22 protein-coding genes are annotated in these 18,764 nt (G+C 55.1%); 8 read left to right on the forward strand and 14 right to left on the reverse strand.

Going from position 1 to position 18,764, the window contains the following annotated elements:
* The coding region (locus K5905_RS07430; protein WP_297582035.1) for a helix-turn-helix domain-containing protein at positions 1-592 on the reverse strand (592 nt) is incomplete at its 3' end.
* A 548-nt stretch (positions 593-1,140) separates the two neighbouring features.
* Entirely contained in the window at positions 1,141-1,596 is a 456-nt protein-coding gene (locus tag K5905_RS07435) for a MarR family winged helix-turn-helix transcriptional regulator (protein WP_297582037.1), read from the reverse strand.
* Between the two features lie 105 nt (positions 1,597-1,701).
* Here K5905_RS07435 and K5905_RS07440 point away from each other — a divergent pair, with 105 nt between their 5' ends.
* The 4 genes from K5905_RS07440 to K5905_RS07460 all read left to right on the forward strand — a co-directional run bounded on the left by K5905_RS07440 (position 1,702) and on the right by K5905_RS07460 (position 5,284).
* Positions 1,702-2,070 (forward strand): antibiotic biosynthesis monooxygenase, encoded by a 369-nt coding sequence (locus tag K5905_RS07440; protein WP_297582081.1) that lies wholly within the window; start codon positions 1,702-1,704, stop codon positions 2,068-2,070.
* Between the two features lie 16 nt (positions 2,071-2,086).
* On the forward strand, positions 2,087-3,157 hold the full coding sequence (locus K5905_RS31585; RefSeq protein WP_367186949.1) for a CDGSH iron-sulfur domain-containing protein: 1,071 nt from the start codon (positions 2,087-2,089) through the stop codon (positions 3,155-3,157).
* A gap of 265 nt (positions 3,158-3,422) precedes the next feature.
* A complete protein-coding gene (locus K5905_RS07455) occupies positions 3,423-4,337 on the forward strand; it encodes an MBL fold metallo-hydrolase (protein ID WP_297582038.1) in 915 nt (304 codons plus the stop codon).
* Entirely contained in the window at positions 4,334-5,284 is a 951-nt protein-coding gene (locus K5905_RS07460) for an MBL fold metallo-hydrolase (protein ID WP_297582040.1), read from the forward strand. The genes K5905_RS07455 and K5905_RS07460 overlap by 4 nt, the downstream gene beginning before the upstream one ends.
* 9 nt (positions 5,285-5,293) lie before the next feature.
* Here K5905_RS07460 and hemA read toward each other — a convergent pair whose 3' ends face one another.
* The 12 genes from hemA to K5905_RS07520 form a co-directional block, all read right to left on the reverse strand.
* Positions 5,294-6,508 (reverse strand): 5-aminolevulinate synthase, encoded by a 1,215-nt coding sequence (gene hemA, locus K5905_RS07465; protein ID WP_297582042.1) that lies wholly within the window; start codon positions 6,506-6,508, stop codon positions 5,294-5,296.
* A 2-nt stretch (positions 6,509-6,510) separates the two neighbouring features.
* Positions 6,511-6,906, reverse strand: a complete 396-nt coding sequence (locus tag K5905_RS07470; protein ID WP_297582043.1) for a DUF302 domain-containing protein — start codon at positions 6,904-6,906, stop codon at positions 6,511-6,513.
* A gap of 26 nt (positions 6,907-6,932) precedes the next feature.
* The gene (locus tag K5905_RS07475; RefSeq protein WP_297582045.1) at positions 6,933-7,379 is read right to left on the reverse strand and encodes a hypothetical protein; all 447 of its coding nucleotides are present in this window, start codon (positions 7,377-7,379) and stop codon (positions 6,933-6,935) included.
* 83 nt (positions 7,380-7,462) lie between these two features.
* Entirely contained in the window at positions 7,463-8,755 is a 1,293-nt protein-coding gene (locus K5905_RS07480; RefSeq protein ID WP_297582047.1) for a c-type cytochrome, read from the reverse strand.
* Positions 8,739-10,010, reverse strand: coding sequence for a sulfite dehydrogenase (gene soxC / locus K5905_RS07485; RefSeq protein ID WP_297582049.1), 1,272 nt, complete (start codon positions 10,008-10,010; stop codon positions 8,739-8,741). Before soxC ends, K5905_RS07480 begins: the two co-directional genes overlap by 17 nt.
* A 21-nt stretch (positions 10,011-10,031) precedes the next feature.
* Positions 10,032-11,729, reverse strand: coding sequence for a thiosulfohydrolase SoxB (gene soxB, locus K5905_RS07490; RefSeq protein WP_297582050.1), 1,698 nt, complete (start codon positions 11,727-11,729; stop codon positions 10,032-10,034).
* Positions 11,730-11,821: 92 nt separating this feature from the next.
* Complete coding sequence (soxA, locus tag K5905_RS07495) at positions 11,822-12,652, reverse strand: sulfur oxidation c-type cytochrome SoxA (RefSeq protein ID WP_297582053.1); 831 nt, start codon at positions 12,650-12,652, stop codon at positions 11,822-11,824.
* Between the two features lie 35 nt (positions 12,653-12,687).
* The gene (gene soxZ / locus K5905_RS07500) at positions 12,688-13,017 is read right to left on the reverse strand and encodes a thiosulfate oxidation carrier complex protein SoxZ (RefSeq protein ID WP_055112330.1); all 330 of its coding nucleotides are present in this window, start codon (positions 13,015-13,017) and stop codon (positions 12,688-12,690) included.
* Positions 13,018-13,040: 23 nt separating this feature from the next.
* Positions 13,041-13,463 (reverse strand): thiosulfate oxidation carrier protein SoxY, encoded by a 423-nt coding sequence (gene soxY / locus K5905_RS07505; protein WP_297582063.1) that lies wholly within the window; start codon positions 13,461-13,463, stop codon positions 13,041-13,043.
* A 21-nt stretch (positions 13,464-13,484) separates the two neighbouring features.
* Positions 13,485-13,940 carry a sulfur oxidation c-type cytochrome SoxX gene (soxX, locus tag K5905_RS07510; protein ID WP_297582065.1) on the reverse strand — a complete coding sequence of 152 codons (456 nt, stop codon included), beginning with the start codon at positions 13,938-13,940 and terminating at the stop codon, positions 13,485-13,487.
* A gap of 154 nt (positions 13,941-14,094) precedes the next feature.
* Positions 14,095-14,655, reverse strand: coding sequence for a thioredoxin family protein (locus K5905_RS07515; RefSeq protein WP_297582068.1), 561 nt, complete (start codon positions 14,653-14,655; stop codon positions 14,095-14,097).
* Between the two features lie 16 nt (positions 14,656-14,671).
* The gene (locus K5905_RS07520) at positions 14,672-15,412 is read right to left on the reverse strand and encodes a cytochrome c biogenesis CcdA family protein (protein ID WP_297582070.1); all 741 of its coding nucleotides are present in this window, start codon (positions 15,410-15,412) and stop codon (positions 14,672-14,674) included.
* Positions 15,413-15,493: 81 nt separating this feature from the next.
* On the opposite strand from K5905_RS07520, the gene K5905_RS07525 reads away from it, so the two are divergent.
* From K5905_RS07525 to K5905_RS07540, 4 genes are all read left to right on the forward strand, one after another.
* Positions 15,494-15,862: a hypothetical protein gene (locus K5905_RS07525; protein ID WP_297582072.1), complete on the forward strand. Its 369-nt coding sequence runs from the start codon at positions 15,494-15,496 to the stop codon at positions 15,860-15,862.
* Positions 15,863-15,943: 81 nt separating this feature from the next.
* Positions 15,944-16,252, forward strand: coding sequence for a helix-turn-helix transcriptional regulator (locus K5905_RS07530; protein WP_082442808.1), 309 nt, complete (start codon positions 15,944-15,946; stop codon positions 16,250-16,252).
* Between the two features lie 40 nt (positions 16,253-16,292).
* Entirely contained in the window at positions 16,293-17,348 is a 1,056-nt protein-coding gene (locus tag K5905_RS07535; RefSeq protein ID WP_297582075.1) for a YeeE/YedE family protein, read from the forward strand.
* 242 nt (positions 17,349-17,590) lie between these two features.
* The gene (locus tag K5905_RS07540; RefSeq protein ID WP_297582078.1) at positions 17,591-18,679 is read left to right on the forward strand and encodes a YeeE/YedE family protein; all 1,089 of its coding nucleotides are present in this window, start codon (positions 17,591-17,593) and stop codon (positions 18,677-18,679) included.
* Positions 18,680-18,764 lie beyond the last annotated feature (85 nt).

Here is an 18,764-nt window from a genome sequence, read left to right on the forward strand (position 1 = left end):
GAATGGCGGCAGGAAGGCCGAACTCCTTGAAGACACGCTCAAAAACGGAGAAGGCGAAGTCTGATTTGGTACAGGTCAACCCTTCGCAGGCCAACAGATAGCGCGACCGGTAGTCGGTGATGGTCAGGGGATAACAATATTGCCGGTTGCCAAGTTTGAACTCGCCCTTGTAATCGGCGCACCACAGACCGTTCGCCTCCTGGGTGTCACGAAGTTCGGTTCCCCGGGCTTTGTAGCGGCGGCGTTTGCGGCGCTGGACCAAACCGTGACGATCCAACACGGCATGTACCGTGCTGATCGCCGGAGCCTTGAGCATCGGATATTGCCGGATCAGCTTGTCGCGGATCTTCGGCGCGCCCCAGGAAGGGTATTCGCGCTTGAGACCCAGGATGCTGCGCTCGATCTGAAAAGGCAGCTTGTTGGCCTGACGATAGGGGCGCCGGCTCCGGTCATTCAGGCCGTCCAGGCCACATTCCTTATACCGCTCAAAAATCTTGTAGCCCGTGACGCGCGAAATGCCGAATTCCCGGCACACAGGCGCCATCTTCTCACCTTCAAGAAGACGGGCAACGAAACGAAGGCGTTCATCCATTGGCCTACACTCTTTCCAAGGCATTCGGGCTCCCCCAAATGCGAAATGTGTAAACCATGTCTCCGGAATGAAATGTCAGCTATCTCTCGATAAGCTCACTTTTTTTGTGACAGTCCAGCTCGCAGACATAGCCTTCAAGCGCTTTCGATTGCGCGCAGCGCTTCGTGTGCTCTGAGGTCAAGCATATTCGATTGGCTGACAGTTCAGTTTACCTGCCTTGTTTGTGGCATTCCCAACGCTCAAGACCATGACTGCCAAATTTCGCCTGGCCCGGCTTGAGTTCGCCTTCTCAGTTTCCAAGTCGGCGTGTCGGAAATCGTCGTGGTGATGAAACTGAACCGACGGGAAATTGCGCGGCGATATGTTCGAAGCCGCAGTCAGACACCAATCCACCTAAACGGCATTTCACCGTTGGCTGCCTTGTGCGGTACCCAAACCAATGTCTGCAGAGGAATTGTTTGTGAGTGTGAACTCCCGTCACCGAGGAACAAGCGCGGCCTCGGTCAGAAGGTTAGCCCGGAACCCCAATCAGAAATCCAAGGAAAAACTCAATCCTGTTCGAGGCGCGTTTTCAACTGGTGGACCACTCTTCTTGTTGCTTCCAGGTCAGCGGGCTTAACGTCGCTGGAGAGAGCATTCACCCATGGGATTTGTCTCTCGATGGCGGCGTCAAACAGATCCTGGCCTTTGGGTGTCAGTAGAACCAAGTGCGCCCTTTTGTGTTGCGGATTGGCTTTGAACTCAATGATCTCCTCAGCCTTCAACTCGTTGACGATGCGTTGAATGCCTTGCCGGTGATGTCCCATGCTCCGCGCATGCCATGCCACCGTCTGAGGCTGCTCTGCATAGGCAATCGATCCAAGAACCTGCCAACGCGCACTAGTCAGGCCGAGATCGGCCACAAGCCGGTCGCCGGTCAGAAGCAACCGACTGTTCAGCCGAAAAATGTCCAATATCAGTGCAGTCACCGCTTCACCTGCTTCAGTCCACTTCTCTTTTGACATACCCGTCCTCAGTCACATTTGACAATATATTGTCAAAATAGCCTCAACCTGCTACCAATTGACAACATGACACCAATTAACGTGAACACACAAGGCAAGAGCAAGATGGTGAACATCAAACCCCTGGACCCATTGTTTCCGATACAACAGCAGTTTGGTGTTGAAGCTGGACCGGTTGTTTTAGTCAACGTATTCACCGTGGAGCCGGACCAACAAGACGACCTCATTGAAGCCTGGCAGAACGATGCTCTCTGGTTGAAGAAGCAGAAGGGCTATATCAGCACTCAACTCCACAAGGCTGTCGGCGAAAGCAGTATGTATCTGAATTATGCGATCTGGGATTCGGTTGCGGATTTCAGCGCTGCTTTCACAAACCCCGAGTTTCAAAATACGCTCAGCCACTATCCCTCAAGTGCAGTCGCATATCCGCATCTCTTTGAAAAAATTGCGGTTTCCAATTGCTGCACAACCTGAATTCGGGACACCTTCAATGAAGCTCAAAATACACGCAATCGCGGGTGTCGTCGCTTTTCTGACAATCCTCACTTTCTGGACGTCCACCATTGTTGTTGAACTGTTTGCATCCTACGAGACAGTTGCCGCGGTGAAATCCATGATCCTGAGGGGATTGTTCATCCTCATCCCCGCCATCGCGATCGCGGGCGGCTCCGGCATGTCCCTCGGTGGGAAGCGGACCGATGCCAAGGCAGTGGCCAAGAAAAAGCGCATGCCATTCATCGCGGCAAACGGGCTTTTGATACTGGTGCCGGCAGCATTTTATCTGGCGTCCAAAGCCACGGCCGGCGAATTCGATACCGGGTTCTATCTGGTGCAGGGTCTGGAGCTGATTGCAGGCGCTACGAACCTCGTTCTGATGGGGCTGAACATCCGTGACGGCCTGACCATGACCGGACGTATCGGCGGGCACAAAGAGGGTGTGGAAAGCAAAACCGTCAAACCTGTCATCGAGGAGCGCGATGGGGGCCCGCTTGTGGCCAAGAATCTCGACCGGCTTCTGGATGCGGACGGCGAACCGCTCGACACGAAATCCATAGTGGCGCTGTGCCGATGTGGCGCATCGAAACGCAAACCCTATTGCGACGGTTCTCACAACGATATCGGCTTTGATAGCAGTCTTTCCGAGGATCGCAGCCCGGATGAGCTGAAGGCATATGAAGGCAAGGACATAACCGTCCACTATAATCGGCTGCTTTGCTCCCATGCGGGGGAATGCGGCAAGCATCTGAAATCGGTTTTCGATCCGTCCCGGAAACCCTGGATCGATCCCGATGCCGGGCAAGTGGATGAAATTATCTCCACCGTGAGGATCTGTCCTTCCGGTGCGCTGTCCTACAGTTTGCATGGGAACTCTCCGCAACATGAAATCGAAGGAGAGGCAGGCATCAGCATCGAAAAAGACGGGCCTTATCGGGTTATTGGAATACCGCTGGCGTCATCACATACCGCGGAAGGAATGTGCGCCGACAAATACGTTCTTTGTCGATGCGGAGCCTCAAGGAACAAGCCGTTCTGCGATGGCACCCACCACGACATAAAGTGACGTGATGCAGAGTTGGGCTAGAGCGCAACCCGGCACGAATTAGTTGCAGCCCGCAAATTACTTGTTCAGCGTTCATTTCGTTCCCTGGTCACCTTGCTCCGAAGCTCGAGGTGACCAGGTCGCCACCAAAGTGGCCTATGTCCCTCTTCGCTCTCACTCATGTGAATTCCCCCCGAAATACCAAACCATCCATCAGCAAACAGCCTTGCGTGGTTCGTCAAATTAATACATATTCTAATATTAGAATTTAATATGAGGATGTGTCATGTCGCTGTCCCGCCGCACCTTCCTTTCAGGTTGCGCCGCCCTGCCTTTCATTGCACCATTCGGGCGATTTGCAATGGCTGAGCTTGCCATCGGCGAAGGCACCCTCACGACAATCAGTGATGGGAACTTGACGCTTCCGGGAAGTTTCATTTTCGAACCTATGCCACAGGACGAACTGGCACCCTTGTTGAAAAAAGCCGGTGTATCGCAAAAGACCATCACACCGGACTGCAACGTGTCGCTTTATCGGGACGCCGAAAAAACCGTTCTGTTCGATGTTGGCTCCGGGCCCGACTTTCAACCCTCGGCCGGAAAGTTGCTGGAAGGTCTGGACCAGGTGAACGTTGCCCCGGAAGACGTCTCTCATGTGGTCTTCACCCATGCCCACCCTGATCACATCTGGGGGCTGCTGGACGAATTCGACGAGCCGCTGTTTTCCGATGCGATCTACATGATCGGCCGAGGTGAATGGGATTACTGGTGGAATCCGGAGACCGTAAATACCATCGGAGAAGCGCGCGCGGCGATGGCGGTCGGTGCCAAACGTCGACTGGAGGCAATCGAGGGTCTGGTTGAGTTTTTCGATAACGATCAGGAGATCCTTCCCGGTATCCAGGCAGTTTCAACACCTGGTCATACTCCCGGACACATGAGCTTCGAAGTCCGCAACGGTTCCGAAGCCGCGATGGTCCTCGGAGACGCCATTGGCAACCATCACGTCGCCTTTCTGCGGCCGGACTGGCTGAGCGGATCAGATCAGAATGCCGAATTGGCCGCGGCAACGCGAGTGAACCTGTTCGACCGCATCATCGCCGACGGCGTCAAGATCGCGGGATTTCATTTGCCCGGAGGTGGAATTGGGTACGTGGAAACCTCATCCGAAGGATATCGCTTCATTCCGGAGAACACATGATGCGCACTGCTGGACTGCTTCTTTCAGTTTTCCTTGCCGCTTCGGCTCACGCGAGTGAGGACATTGCGGATCAATATCCAGGCTCCGCGCTCTATTCAAAGCCGGTCGAGGTAATCCCGAACATCTGGTCTGCCATCGGCGCCACCGCTCCCCCCACCTATGAGAATTCCGGCCACAACAACAACTTGAGCTTCATCATCACGGGCGACGGCGTGATCGTTATCAACGGCGGGGCCGCATACATTCTTGCCAAGGCACTGCACGACGAAATCAAGGCTGTCACGGATCAACCGGTGAAGCTCGTCATTGACGAGAACGGCCAGGGTCACGCGATGCTGGGCAATTCATACTGGGCAGAACAAGGCGTGCCGATCCTTGCGCATATCGACGCTGCTCATGAAATCGAAGAACGCGGCCGGCAGATCCTTGAGGGTATGAAACGATACAACCGTGACAAGGCCGATGGCACATTTGTCGCCCCACCAACGGAAACCTTCGAGGACAAAAAGGTCATCGAGATGGGTGACGTCCGTATCGAGGTCCTGCATCTGGGTCCTGCGCACGGTCCCGGAGACACCCAGGTCTGGCTGCCGGAACTGGGCCTGGTAATTGCGGGCGACATGGCCTTCCACGAACGCATGCTGCCGATTTTCGAAGACACCATCGTTGCAGACTGGCTGGAAACCTGGGAAACAGGCTTTGAAGCGTTAAATGCGACCTATGTCATTCCGGGGCACGGTCACCCGACAAACATGGCACAAGTGCGCCGATACACGCATGGCTACCTGAGCTATCTGCGCGGCAAGATCGGGCAGCATCTGGAAGAAGGCGGCGACCTCGCGGACGCTTATTACGTGGACCAATCCCCTTACGCGCATCTCGACACTTTCGAGGAACTGGCCACCAAAAATGCAGGGCGCGTCTATGAGCAGATGGAGTTCGAGTAACCCGCCGGCTTATGCCGCGACCGGTCTGCGCGCCAACTCGCATCTGGTCCACAGCACTTCCAGGGCGGATACCAGATGGTCAATGTCAGCTTCCGAATGAACCGGTGACGGCGTAATGCGCAGTCTTTCGGTTCCTTTCGGGACGGTCGGATAATTGATCGGCTGGATATAGATGCCGTAATCTTTCAGAAGAATATTCGAGATGAACTTGCACTTCACCGGGTCTCCAACCATCACCGGAATGATGTGACTTGGGTTGTCCATATGAGGCAATCCAATCGCGTCGAGACGTCGTCTCACCTCCGCGACATTGGCTTGTTGCCGGCAACGTTCAACATTGCTGCTTTTCAGATGCCTTATCGAGGCTGCTGCACCTGCGGCAACCGATGGCGGCAAGGCGGTGGTAAAAATGAATCCACTTGAAAACGAGCGAACGAAATCGCACAGATCAGCCGAGGCCGCGATGTAGCCACCAACAACACCAACGGCCTTTCCAAGCGTGCCTTCGATCACCGTCACACGGTCCATGACGCCTTCACTCTCGGCTATTCCCGCCCCGCGAGGTCCGTAAAGACCGACTGCGTGGACCTCGTCGAGATAGGTCATGGCGCCGTACCGGTCCGCCAGGTCACAGATCCCGGCGATCGGCGCGATATCGCCATCCATGGAGTAAACGCTCTCGAACGCGATGAGTTTGGGTTGCTCTGCAGGCAACTGGGCAAGCCTGGTTTCCAGATCGTCCAGGTCATTGTGCTTCCAGATGACCTTCTGGGCGCGACTGTGGCGAATGCCTTCGATCATTGATGCGTGATTCAGGGCGTCCGACAGCACGACACAATCCGGAATTCGCGACGCAAGCGTGCCGAGCGCGGCCCAGTTGGCAACATAGCCGGAGGTAAACAAAAGCGCCGCGTCCTTGTTGTGGAGATCGGCAAGCTCTGCCTCCAGCATCGCGTGATCGTGCGTGTTGCCGGATATGTTGCGGGTGCCGCCGGCTCCGGCACCGCATCGGTCGAGAGCTTCATGCATGGCAGTCAACACCTGCGGATGCTGGCCCATGCCCAGGTAGTCGTTGGAACACCAGATTGTCACTTCGCCCGGCCCGTTGTGGCATGTCGCATTGGGGAAGTGTCCGCAATGGCGTTCCAGCTCTGCAAATGTGCGGTAGTTGCCTTCCTCGCGCAGCGCATCCAGCTCAGTTCTGAAGTGCTCCTGGTAATTCATCATCAGTTTGCAGATGCCTCTGAAACGATCTCTCGCAGGAGAGCATCCACTTTCTGCATTGCTCCATCGGGATATTGCCGGTGACCGATCATCACCCCGTCTGTGGTTTCGGTGACGAATATGCCATAGGGACAATGTTCGATATTCATCGGGTCGGCTTCCATCACTTCCCTTGAAATGACGGCCGAGCAGAACAGGAAAATATCGGCATTTTCAAATATCGTCTTGCCGCTTCCAACATCTGCACCGGTGCGATTGAGCATCTCGCCGACATGGCTGACATAGTCGATGACCAGCCCCTTATCCACGATCGCACTTTCGACGGCGAATGTCACCATTGCCGGTTCTGCGAGCGCGGGGCTGGCCAGAAGACCAAGGGCAAACAAGAAGCGTTTCATCGTTCCGTTCCTTTTTAACTGGAAGACTAGGGGTGAATAACGGTCCACCCGGCCTCGTTCAGGGTCATCAGATCAACAACACCTGCCGGCACGTGTTCCGCGATTGTCACGATCGGAGGTTCCTTGCCTTCCTTCTTGGTCATCCCGGAAATCGTGTTGCCACAAGCGGCAAAGGTCACGTTCGGCATTGAGTCGCCAAACGACTTGAGGCGGCCAAGAACCGGCGAGGTATCCTCGCGCAACATGTGCAATCCGGCATTGAAGGCGACGATACGGATGTCGACCGTCTTGCCCTGACTTTCGTAGTGACGCGTTACATTTGCTGCCACGTTCAGAACCGTGTTCATCTTCTGCGGATTGTTGTCGCTGATTTGAAGGGCGAGCTTGTGATCGGCAAGGCTGTCCTGGGCGATCGCCGCCAATCCCCAAAATGTGAAGGTGATCGCAAGCACCATCGCAATGAATCGCTTCATAATGTCCTCCCTCAAGTCATTGTCACTCTCCGGATCTCATTCAGCGGACCCGTTTTCAATGATTCATCTGTTTGACGAGCGAATTATTCGCTCGTCGTCCTGAGAAACTCAATGACGGCCGTGAGGTCCTGGTCCTTGCGAATGCCGGCGAAGGACATCTTCGTACCCTTCATGTAAGCCTTGGGCTTGGCAAGAAAGGCAGTGAGTTCCACCTCATTCCAGACGCGCCCTTCCTCCATGGCGGCCTTGAATGCCTTTGAATACTTGAACCCGTCGACCGACCCCATCATGCGGCCCATCAGGCCGTTGAGCTGCGGGCCGGACTTGTTCTTGGCTCCATCCCCGACTGCATGGCAGGCTTTGCACTTCTTGAAGACTTTCTCACCTGCCGCAACGAGTGCCGGATCTGCTGCCAATGGCGCGGTGTCCGGAACCTCTTTATCGCCTCCACTATCGGTCGTTGCCGTGTTGGCGACGAATGTCGGTGCATCCTCAACCGCTGCGTGGTTCATGAGGGTTTCGTCGCCTTCTTCCGGCGTCACATTCAAGAACGTAGCTCGCATGGTGATCTCGACCGAGGGCTTGCAGTTTTCCATGCAAGGCTCGGTGCTCCAGCGTGCATATTCGCGATCCGGACGATCGTCGACCACGAACCCGTCCTTGTTATACATGTCAAAGCTCGAGAAATTCTCGTGACTGAGTTCAAAGTCGTCGTCGACCAGATCGTTGGAATACAGAATATACGCCACGATTGCGTAGGTTTCGTCCGCTGTAAGGGTTTGCGCCTCACCAAACGGCATGGAACGGTGAACGTAGTCCCAAACGGTGGAGAGATAGGGCCAATATGACCCTACAGTCTTCACGGGATCCTTGTCTGCAAGCGTATCGAAACCGCCTGCAAGAACCGGCCAATTATCGACCCCTTCTGCAAAGTCCCCGTGACAGGAGGCGCATTTGTCGGCAAAGACTTCTTCACCGGTGAAGACATCGCCGCGCCCTGCCGGCAGACCACGCCCGTCCGGAAGCACATCAACATCCCAGGCGGCAATTTCCGCGATAAGGGCCTCGCGGCCGAGCCCGTAGCCCGTGTCCTTTTTCGGCGCTTTTTCCGTCAGATCCGTGCCGCGCGCCGCAGTCTCCTTCGCGAACGCCTGAAGGTCGGCTATTTTCGCTTGCAGATCGGCTACAACCGCGGCTTCCTCACTTGCTTTCCTGCCAGCTGCCTCAGCCTGAAGGGTGGCCTGTTCAACGCGTTGTTCCAGAGACGAAATCTTGTTCTGCCCGTAGTCCAGGTTCGCAACGACCAACGCAACCGACAAAGCCAGCGCTGTGCCGCCTGCGACAGGAAGAACGATCTGGTTAAGAGACTTCGACATTCTCGACGACCCCATTTTCATCCACGAACCAGGTCTGGATGCAGTTGTTGTGATAAACCGAGTTTTCGCCCCGGGACTCCCGCAGCTGCTGCTTGGTCGGTTGAACGTAGCCTGTCTCGTCCATTGCCCGGGATTGCAGCAACATAGGTTCGCCGTTCCATTCAGTGTCGAGGTAGAAGCGTGTCAGGGCCTTGGAATCGCCTTGCCGTCCGAGGCGAGCTTTTTCCCAGGTAATGCCGCCGTCTTTCGAAACATCCACACGCGTAATCTTGCCGTGACCGGACCAGGCGAGCCCCGAAACAACCATGGGGCCGCGCGAGTGGTTGATTGGCATTTGCGGACTGGGCGAGGTTATTACGGACTTTGCGTCCATAACCCATGTCCACTTGCGTGCGGTCCCGTCTTCATAGACATCGGTGTATTTGGATGTCTCTTCGCGGCTTTCGACGGCTGCATCGGCTACCTCGATCCGGCGCAGCCACTTGATCCACATGTTTCCTTCCCAGCCCGGCACGACAAGCCGGACGGGGTAGCCATGTTCCATACGCAGGGCTTCGCCATTTGCCTTGAACGCAACTAGGACATCGTCCAGCGCTTTTTCCATCGGGATGGAACGACCATTGGACGAGGCATCGGCACCCTCGACATAAACCCACTTGTCTTTCAGGTCCCCCGCCGCGCCAAGACCCGCCTCCGTCAACAGCGTGCGAAGCGGGACGCCGGAATATTCCATGTTATGGATCATGCCGTGCGTGAACTGCGCTCCATTCAACTGGGCACCCGCCCATTCCATGCCGGTGTTGGCTGCGCATTCACAAAAGTAGACGTGGTTCTCCCTCGGGAACCGCTCCAGATCCTGGTAGCTGAAAACCAGCGGCTTATCGACTAGGCCGTTGATCATCAGCCGGAAGTCTTCCTTGCGCAGCTCGATCGCCCCCGAGTGATGACGTTCAAATGCGCAGCCTTGCGGCGTAATAGTGCCGTCAAGCGCATGGATTGGTGTGAAATTGATCGAAGAAATCGGCGAGGCCGTCAACCATTCTACATTTCGACGTACAACATCCTTTTCAAAACTGATCGGCAGGCCGTAAGGCGTTTCATCCACACCGACACCAGTTGCGGTCGCCCAATCCTGCACTTCGGTGATCAGAGGGTCTGCCTCCATCGCGCCTGCCGATGCTGCAACTGATCCGCCTGCAATCGCAACGCTGCCTTTCAGGAAGGCCCTGCGGGAGGTTTTCATCTTGCTGTCCATTCAATGAATTCCCTGTCTCGACTAGGCGCCAACCACTTCAACGCTGTTGTTTTCCTGCGTCGTCACTGTGCCGAGTTTTCGAATATGGTTTTCGACCACGTCCCAGATTTGCGGCCCCTCAGTATCTTCATTGACGCTCGCCCAGCCTGCGATCACGTAGGACCTGGAAGGATCGATGGCCTCCCCGTCATTCAGAAGCGTCATGTTCGAAATTCGACTGCCCTGAGGTTGCGTGACGTCGATGCGGTAGCCAAGACCACCGGTTCGCACCATGTCACCGCCCTGCTGGTAGTAAGGGTCCGGATTGAAGATGTTGTCGGCAACGTCTTCCAATACAACTTTGAGGAATTCACCGGTCATTTCAGTGCGGTAGGCTTTTCCGTAAGTCATGGATGTCACGTTGAAGATATCTTCGCGCGTGATCTCCTGCCCCGGGATCAATGACGGCCCCCAGCGAACGCCCGGACTGAGAGCAATCTCCGCGTCGCGTTCCGAGATCAGAGCGTCACAGATAAGGTCGTCCCAGGTGCCATTGAAGTTTCCGCGCCGGTACAAAAGACTGTCGGTCTTGCCAACAACTTCCGTCATGTCGTCCAGATAGGGAGCACGCTGCTCATCAATGAGAGCCGACATTTCCGCGTCCGGTTCAATCACGTCGGAAAACACCGGAATGAGCTTGTGCCGATATCCGAGCAACTGTCCATTGTGGACATCCAGATCGACCCGGCTGACAAATTTTCCGTTGGATCCGGACGGCACGATGATCGTCATTCCGGAAAGGACGGGTTCGGGAAGAGCGTCATGCGTGTGACCGGACAATATGACATCGATGCCGCTGACGACTGTTGCCATTTTCTTGTCGACGTCGAAGCCGTTGTGGCTCAGAACGACAACGCATTCCGCTCCCGCCGCACGGACTTCGTCCACCATGGCCTGCATGTTTTCATCCCGGATGCCAAAGGCATATTCCGGAAACATCCATCCCGGATTTGCGATTGGCATATACGGGAATGCCTGCCCGATGACGGCGATCTTGGTGCCGCCCCGTTCGAACATCTTATAGGGCGGGAAAAGCTCAGTTGGCTCATCCCACTCCGTGTCGAAGATGTTCTGTCCCAACGCAGCAAATGGCAGGCTTTCCACGATTTCGGTTACCCGGTCGCTGCCAAGGGTGAATTCCCAGTGAAACGTCATGGCGTCCGGGTTCAGCGCATTCATGACGTTGACCATGTCCTGGCCCGCCGTCTTGTAACAGGTGTAGGACCCGTGCCACGTGTCCCCGCCATCCAGCAGAATGGCATCCGGTCGGTCAGCCCGTATGGACTTGATAACGGTGGCGACGCGATCCAGTCCGCCGACCCGCCCGTAGCCACTTGCCAGGGAGGCAAAATCACCGGAGCTCAAAGCGTAATGACTTGGGCTGCCATCCTCTATGCCGTAAAGGCTGCGGAACTTCGCACCTGTCACGTGGGGAACGGCCCCTTTGTTGCTTCCAACACCGATGTTTTCTGAGGGCTCCCTGAAATATATTGGTTTCAGCTGAGCATGGATGTCCGTGACGTGAATGAGCGAGACATTTCCGAATGTCTCAAATTCAAGAAGTTGATCCTGTGTGAGCGATTGTTGCGCCGCCAGGCGGGCCCAATTGCCAAAGCCGGAGGCCCCGACAATTGCCGAGGCAGCCATACCAACCTGCAGAAAATCCCGCCGCGATATCATATTCCCATCAGCTCCTTGGTATATATTCTAATATTTGAATATTTTATAGAGGCGAAAAGCCCGAGGCCATGAGGCGACGGGCTTTCCATGCATCAGTTTCGGACAGAAGGCGTTTCCACCGACAGTCCCTGCCCACGAGAAGCAAGGTAGAGTTCCAGAGCCTTGAATTCCTCTCCACCTTCCTTGAAGGGTTGGGCACGAATGTTCTTCATGCATCCCTTGAAGCGGCCGTGGACTGAATTCAGTTTGGCATTCTTCAACCGGTAGGTCGGGAAACCGTTGATCTGTCCCTGGGACAAATGGTCAGCCCGGATCATCACGCCATAGTTGTTCTCATGGCAGTTGGAACAAGACATGTCGAGTTGCCCGACACGGGTGTAGTAAAGTTCCTTGCCTTTTTCCCAGAAGGGTGCGGCTTCACCGTCGATCTTGACCTCGACGGGCATACCCCGCGATTGCAATCCGATCAGTGCTGTCATGGCCGTCATCTGGCCACCGGACCATTTCCACGGTTCAGCCCCCATGCGTTCGGTCCGGCAACTGTTTACAAGGTCCTCCATGGACGCCAGTTTTCCATCCTGAACTCTTGGCAGTTTGGCGCGAAGTCCGGCAAAATCCTCGACACCCTCGTGACAGGATGCGCATGCCTTGCCGGCGGAACCATCCACCTCCTCCCAGAGGTCCAGCCCCTGGTCGACAAAAACAAAGGCCGGATTGTCGAAATCATCGACTTCCAATGCCTGGGTTTCACCTGACCTGAACCGCCATCCGGAGTAGATGGTGTCCAGGTTTTCCATGTGCGCGGGCGCAGCCGTTTCGGTGACGAGCGTCTCGCCATCAATCACCAGCGTATTGCTATCTTGCGCAAGAGCAGCCGTAGACAAAGTGCCCGCCGCCAAAGCTATCCAAAGCTTCAGGTTCATTCTCGTTCCTCCCTCCTTAAGACCAACTCTCCCGGTCAGGAGACCTTGATCTTCTTGGCAGTCTCGTAGACTGAACCATCATCATCGTACCAGGTGAACTTGAACTCACCTGACTCAGGTACAACCGCATCGAACTGGAAGTATGGATTGGTTGAAATCGCAGGCTCCAGGGTCACATCAATGACATTTTGACCATTAAAGTCTGCGGTGAAACGATTGATAATCGAGCGCGGGATAACATTCCCGTCGTCGTCCTTACGCTGGCCACTTTCCATCTTGTGGCTGATCAATGTCTTGATCGTGATCGTTTCGCCAGCTGATGCTTTTTTAGGGACCTTGACACGTGGCTTTACACCGGATGCCATGTTCTAACTCCTCGTCTCGTCACTCAGCCGCCGCAGCCACCGATTGTTACTTTCACGTTGGAAGAAGCCGTCTGAAAGGTGCCATCTTCCATCTGTGCAATTGCGATGACGTTCTGCGTCGACGCCAAACGAATTCTTGTCGATGCGCTGCGAGATGCGCTCAAAGGCCCGAACTTGAACGTCGCCACGTTCGGAACGGGATTACCATCGGCAAACAGCGTCACGGAGACGGCACCCGGTGCATCAATCGAAATCGGCACCGTGTTGCCGTTTTCCGCAATTTCAGGTGCGGTCAGAGAGATCTTGCCCTCGCCCAGCTCCTTGCCGCCTGTAAGGGACGTAATTGCGTCATCAGTCAGATTTGCGAAGGCCGGCAGTCCGGACAAGCTGGCAAATGCCAACGTTCCAGAGCCAATCGCCAGGATTTTTCGCCTAGTCAGTTCCATGTCGTGCTCCAGTTGGGAATTTCACTCTTCCTTGAGTGTCATCAAATACGCCACCACATCTTCAACCTGCTGGGCAGACAAGATGCTTTTGCCGGCGAAGTCATCGAGAGGACGCTCATATCCGCTGTCGATGTAAAACGCGGGCATGATCGTGCCTTCAAAAACCTGCTTGGAGTTTGTCACGATGGCCCGCAACTCTCCTTCGCTCCAACGATCGGCAACGCCGTCAATCGGCGGGCCAACCTCACCGTGGAAAATCTCTTCAGACAGATCGGAATTCGTGTGACAGGCCAGGCAATTGCCCTGCTTGCGGTTGGCGAAAACCTTTCTACCCTCAACAGGATCACCCGGCTGACCGGTAAGCGACGCCTCAACCACCCCATCTACCAGAGCGACTTTTGTCGGTGCCACAATTTCCGCAAGTGCTGCCGATGATGCCAAGGCCGCGATTGCAGCCAGTCCAATTGCGCGTCTCATGCCCTCTCCCATGAACGATTCTTGTCGATCGTGCGAATTAGAATACTTCACATATTCCGTTAAACGCAATAACAAATTCAATTAATTGAATTTTTATATCTGTTCGCAATTGCAGCATTTTTAACAAGAATATGTCTCACCCCTCAGGAAAACCTTACTTTTTTTGGTTTTCAAACATGCGCGCATGGTACTTCTGAAAGGGCTCATCACTCTCGTAGCCCTTTTCGACAACCCAGTTGAGCATGTTGAAAGTCGTCCATCGACCAAAGGCTCCCGGCATATTTGCAACGGCGGCCTGGTTCGCCACGGCACCGTCTTCCACTTCCTCGGGGAAGAAATAGATGCTGGGCGTGAACAGGGCGCCCCAGCGCTTGACCATATCCTTTTCCGGAAGTGTCGTTCCGTCGAAATCCGTTACTTCGACGTCTCCAAACATGTTGATTTGAACGACAAAGAAGTTTTCCTCGATGAAGTCCTTGATCTCCGGCACCACGAACACCTCTTCATGCATCTTCTTGCAATAGATGCATCCGCGCTGTTCGATGATAATCATCAAACGCTTTCCTTCCGAGTTCGCTTCTTCAAGATCCTCTGAAAGGTCCTTGAATGTGTCGCGCAGCCACGGCGCCTTGTGCAAACCGTCGTCTCCGATCTCGGCAGCATGGACCTGGACTGCGAAAAACAGTGCGCACAAAACGGCAAACAGTCGTGTCATGACAATTCCTCCTTGATTATCCGATCGCACTAAACCACGGCACGTTCTCCAGCATCCATTGGGCGATGATGTTGATCGAATTTGTCGCGATCAGCACACCGAACAGGATCAGGAGTAGCCCCATCAGCTTTTCGATGATTCCCAGATATTTGCGAAACCGGGCCATTCCCGACATGAATGGCCCGATGAACAGGGCAGCTACGACGAAGGGCAAGGTCATGCCCAGACCGTAAACAAGAAGAAGTGCTGCGCCCTGCCCGGCGGTATCCTGCCCCGCCGCCGTGAACAGGATCGTTGCAAGCACCGGACCGACACAAGGCGTCCAGCCAAAGGCGAAGGCCAGGCCGACAACATAGGCCCCAAGCAGTCCGACGCTCTTGTTGTCATCCGTGTCGGCTCTGAGTTGCCGATACAAAATGCCGATGCGGATCACTCCCAGAAAGTGCAGCCCCATCGCAATTATGATCGCAGCGGCAACCCAGCGAAGCACATCGAAATATTCACGCACCAGTTGCCCGAATGTCGTGGCGGTTGCCCCAAGTCCCACAAAAACAGTGATCACCCCCAGAGCAAAACAACAAGCCGCCCAGAAGGCACGAAGACGCACAACGCCGGAAACCTCTCCACCGGCCTGCACCTGATTCATCCCTGTTCCGGCCAGGTAACTCAGGTAAAATGGAACGATGGGGAGGATGCACGGTGACAGAAATGAAAGGAATCCCGCCAGCAATACGCCCAAAAAGGTTAGCTCAAACATGGAGTTTTCTGATTCTCACCTTGATATATTCACAAATTAGATTATGATTAAGTTTGTGAGTTCGTCAATTGGAGTCGCAGATTGATTTCGCTGAAGGCATTGACCGTTGTTCTCTTCGCCCTGACACCGGTTGCGGCGAATGCCGAGACGTATCTGCTCATGGCAGAGGAAGACGGTTGCGTCTGGTGCGATAAGTGGGACGAAGAGATTTCTCACATTTATCCCAAGACCGCCGAAGGCAGGACGGCTCCGCTCAGGCGCTATGAATTGCACGATGAAACACCTGACGTGGCATTTGACTCGCAGGTTCACTTCACACCCACCTTCATACTCGTGCAAGATGGCTTGGAAGTCGGCCGAATCGAAGGCTATCCTGGCGAAGATTTTTTTTGGGGCTTACTCGGTATTATGTTCGAACGTGCAAAAATCCCCCTGGACCAGACAGGTTGAGCGAAAATGACAGTTGATGCGACAAGCAAACCTGACAGCCCAGCTGAAACACCATCCCGCCTTCCGGTCTTTGACGTCGATATGTGCGCTGAAGACATGGACAGGATGATGAAGAACGCTCAACGCGCTTCAAATTTTCTCAAGGCAATCAGCCATGAGGGACGCCTGATGATCCTTTGCCACCTGGCCTCAGGTGAAAAATCCGTGGCGGAGCTGGAAAACCTGCTGTCGGCGAGGCAGGCTGCCGTTTCGCAGCAGCTCACGCGATTGAGACTTGAAGGTCTTGTCACACCTCGGCGCGACGGCAAGGCTATCTACTACAGTCTGGCGGATGACCGGCCAAAGCAAATCATGGAAGTGGTCTATGACCTGTTCTGCAGAGAGGACTGACCGAACGCTTCTCTAGCGTCCGGTTTGGGAGGAGCCGGATATGCTGGAATTGCTCGGAGAAGCAAACGTTGCCGCCCTCATCGGTCTTGCGGGGGGGATTGCGCTCGGATTGGCGGCCCGGATTGGTCGGTTTTGCACACTTGGAGCAATTGAGGATTGTCTCTACGGAGCAGACGATCGCAGGCTCCGAATGTGGGGGGTTGCGATTGGCGTTGCGATCATCGGAGCCCACCTGGCCATGTCCTCGGGCCTGCTGGAGGGTGCCAGCACCGCTTATCTGGATCGTGTCTGGAACCCGTTCGGTTCGATTGTCGGCGGATTGATGTTTGGATATGGCATGGCCCTCAGCGGCAATTGCGGCTATGGCGCACTCGCGAGATTGGGCGGCGGGGATCTGAGATCGTTCGTTATCGTTCTCGTGATGGGCTTGTCGGCCTATTTTGTCATGTCCGGGCCGCTCGCGCATGTCCGTGTCTGGCTTTTTCCGGCCGAGACCGGTGCAACTTCGCCGCAGGGCGTAAGCCAATATCTTCAGTCGAATTTCGGTCTTGAGCCTGCCACTACCGGGCTGCTGGTAGGTGGATTGATCATTGTGGTTACCCTTTGCAGCTCTTCATTTCGAAAGTCGCCAGCACAGATCTTCTGGGGCTCCGTGGTCGGCCTGGCAATTGTATCCGGCTGGGTTGGTACCTACTGGGTTGCCATGACCGGGTTTGAAGTCGAGCCAATCGAAACCCACTCGTTCGCAGCTCCGATCGGCGACACGCTTTACTACGGAATGACGGCGTCGGGAAACACCCTGTCGTTCAGTGTCGGGTCTGTTATTGGCGTGATTGTAGGAGCCTGTCTTGGCTCCTATTCCAAGGGGCACTTCCGTTGGGAAGCGTGTGAGGACCCGCGCGAATTGCGACGGCAGATCATCGGTGCGGCTATCATGGGACCGGGCGCTATCCTGGCCGTCGGATGCAGCGTCGGTCAGGGAATTTCGGCATTCTCGGTGCTTGCCTTCAGTGCGCCGGTGACGTTTCTCGCCATATTTGCCGGAGCATCCATTGGCCTGAGGCAACTTATCACCGGGTTCGCGCCTGCCGAATAGCAAAGTCGAACAGCCTCATAAAAAAGACCATCTGAACAAACCGCCCCTTGCACACTGTCTTCAGAGAGAAACGGGGCGTGCGGCAAACACTGCACGAGCATGTTGAGCTTCAAACAATATATTCACAATTTCGAATTTTTCTATATCTTCTTGAGATCGGTCAATGCGAGGCCCAGACAAACCTCAAAAACTGAGGGACCTGCAACAGTTGACGGCAACCAACTGCCGCACCGGAGCAACTCATGGACCTGACTTACATTCTCGAAAGACTGCAGGAACCTACGGTACTGGTACTTGGAGGGCTTTTGGTTGGCGTCCAGTTCGGGGCTCTGGCCCAACAAAGCCGATTTTGCCTGCGGGCCGCAGCGTTGGAATTTTCCCGGCGAAAACCGGCGGACCGGCTTCCAATTTGGCTGCTGGCCTTCTCAAGCGCTCTGATAACGACGCAGTTTCTTGCTCACATTGGCGAGATTGACGCTGGCGAAACGCGTCAACTTGCCTCGCCCCAAAGTCTTTCGGGAGCACTGATCGGAGGACTGATGTTCGGAACCGGCATGGTTCTGGCCCGCGGCTGTGCCAGCCGTCTTCTGGTGCTTTCTGCAACAGGAAATCTTCGAGCCCTGTTGTCGGGCCTGGTATTTGCCGTTGTTGCCCAAGCAAGTTTGTATGGCGTCTTGCGACCGGCGCGTGACTGGCTATCCGGTTTGTGGACAACGGTGGACCTTGGTGGCAACGATCTGACCACCCAACTCGGCATCAGCGAAAGTGCTGCATATCTGTTCGGCGCTCTTTGGCTGGTGGCTGGCATTATCCTCGCGTGGCGGAACCGCAACTCAGTCTGGCAAACCTCAGCCGCAGTCGGTGCTGGACTGGCCGTCCCTCTGGCCCTTTGGTTCACAACCGCCATGACAAGACAGGCATTCGACCCGGTTCAGGTTGAAGGCGTCACCTTTACAGGCCCATCAGCCGACATGCTGATGCTGTTTCTTTCAACACCGTCCGATGGACTTGATTTCAATTCCGGTCTGGTTCCGGGCGTGTTCCTGGGCTCTTTCCTGGCTGCATTGCTGACGCGTCAGCTAATGTTGCAGGGTTTCGAGAGCGGACCGTCCATGGCACGATATCTGACCGGCGCGGCTTTGATGGGGTTTGGCGGCATGCTGGCAGGGGGATGCGCAGTCGGCGCAGGCATTACGGGTGCATCCCTTTTTGCACTGACTGCGTGGCTAACACTTTGCGGTATCTGGATATCGGCAACTGCAACGGACCATCTGCTTGAAAAATCACCTGCCGCGATCAAGGGAATGGTCCATTCTGACCAAAGCCCCTGACCATTCAAATTTCTGAGTTCCTAAACTCAGGCCAGACAAGGCGTCAAAGTTTCAGTTCCTTCGCGCCGGTGGTTCCATCTTCAGG

It is taken from the genome of Roseibium sp., assembly GCF_025698965.1.
Lineage (GTDB): Bacteria > Pseudomonadota > Alphaproteobacteria > Rhizobiales > Stappiaceae > Roseibium.

What these genes read in the sequence shown, in the direction of transcription:
- K5905_RS07435 (WP_297582037.1), bottom strand. Translation starts at nt 1,596, where the DNA reads ATGTCAAAAGAGAAGTGGACTGAAGCAGGTGAAGCGGTGACTGCACTG.
- K5905_RS07440 (WP_297582081.1), top strand. Translation starts at nt 1,702, where the DNA reads ATGGTGAACATCAAACCCCTGGACCCATTGTTTCCGATACAACAGCAG.
- K5905_RS31585 (WP_367186949.1), top strand. Translation starts at nt 2,087, where the DNA reads ATGAAGCTCAAAATACACGCAATCGCGGGTGTCGTCGCTTTTCTGACA.
- K5905_RS07455 (WP_297582038.1), top strand. Translation starts at nt 3,423, where the DNA reads ATGTCGCTGTCCCGCCGCACCTTCCTTTCAGGTTGCGCCGCCCTGCCT.
- K5905_RS07460 (WP_297582040.1), top strand. Translation starts at nt 4,334, where the DNA reads ATGATGCGCACTGCTGGACTGCTTCTTTCAGTTTTCCTTGCCGCTTCG.
- hemA (WP_297582042.1), bottom strand. Translation starts at nt 6,508, where the DNA reads ATGAATTACCAGGAGCACTTCAGAACTGAGCTGGATGCGCTGCGCGAG.
- K5905_RS07470 (WP_297582043.1), bottom strand. Translation starts at nt 6,906, where the DNA reads ATGAAACGCTTCTTGTTTGCCCTTGGTCTTCTGGCCAGCCCCGCGCTC.
- K5905_RS07475 (WP_297582045.1), bottom strand. Translation starts at nt 7,379, where the DNA reads ATGAAGCGATTCATTGCGATGGTGCTTGCGATCACCTTCACATTTTGG.
- K5905_RS07480 (WP_297582047.1), bottom strand. Translation starts at nt 8,755, where the DNA reads ATGTCGAAGTCTCTTAACCAGATCGTTCTTCCTGTCGCAGGCGGCACA.
- soxC (WP_297582049.1), bottom strand. Translation starts at nt 10,010, where the DNA reads ATGGACAGCAAGATGAAAACCTCCCGCAGGGCCTTCCTGAAAGGCAGC.
- soxB (WP_297582050.1), bottom strand. Translation starts at nt 11,729, where the DNA reads ATGATATCGCGGCGGGATTTTCTGCAGGTTGGTATGGCTGCCTCGGCA.
- soxA (WP_297582053.1), bottom strand. Translation starts at nt 12,652, where the DNA reads ATGAACCTGAAGCTTTGGATAGCTTTGGCGGCGGGCACTTTGTCTACG.
- soxZ (WP_055112330.1), bottom strand. Translation starts at nt 13,017, where the DNA reads ATGGCATCCGGTGTAAAGCCACGTGTCAAGGTCCCTAAAAAAGCATCA.
- soxY (WP_297582063.1), bottom strand. Translation starts at nt 13,463, where the DNA reads ATGGAACTGACTAGGCGAAAAATCCTGGCGATTGGCTCTGGAACGTTG.
- soxX (WP_297582065.1), bottom strand. Translation starts at nt 13,940, where the DNA reads ATGAGACGCGCAATTGGACTGGCTGCAATCGCGGCCTTGGCATCATCG.
- K5905_RS07515 (WP_297582068.1), bottom strand. Translation starts at nt 14,655, where the DNA reads ATGACACGACTGTTTGCCGTTTTGTGCGCACTGTTTTTCGCAGTCCAG.
- K5905_RS07520 (WP_297582070.1), bottom strand. Translation starts at nt 15,412, where the DNA reads ATGTTTGAGCTAACCTTTTTGGGCGTATTGCTGGCGGGATTCCTTTCA.
- K5905_RS07530 (WP_082442808.1), top strand. Translation starts at nt 15,944, where the DNA reads ATGTGCGCTGAAGACATGGACAGGATGATGAAGAACGCTCAACGCGCT.
- K5905_RS07535 (WP_297582075.1), top strand. Translation starts at nt 16,293, where the DNA reads ATGCTGGAATTGCTCGGAGAAGCAAACGTTGCCGCCCTCATCGGTCTT.
- K5905_RS07540 (WP_297582078.1), top strand. Translation starts at nt 17,591, where the DNA reads ATGGACCTGACTTACATTCTCGAAAGACTGCAGGAACCTACGGTACTG.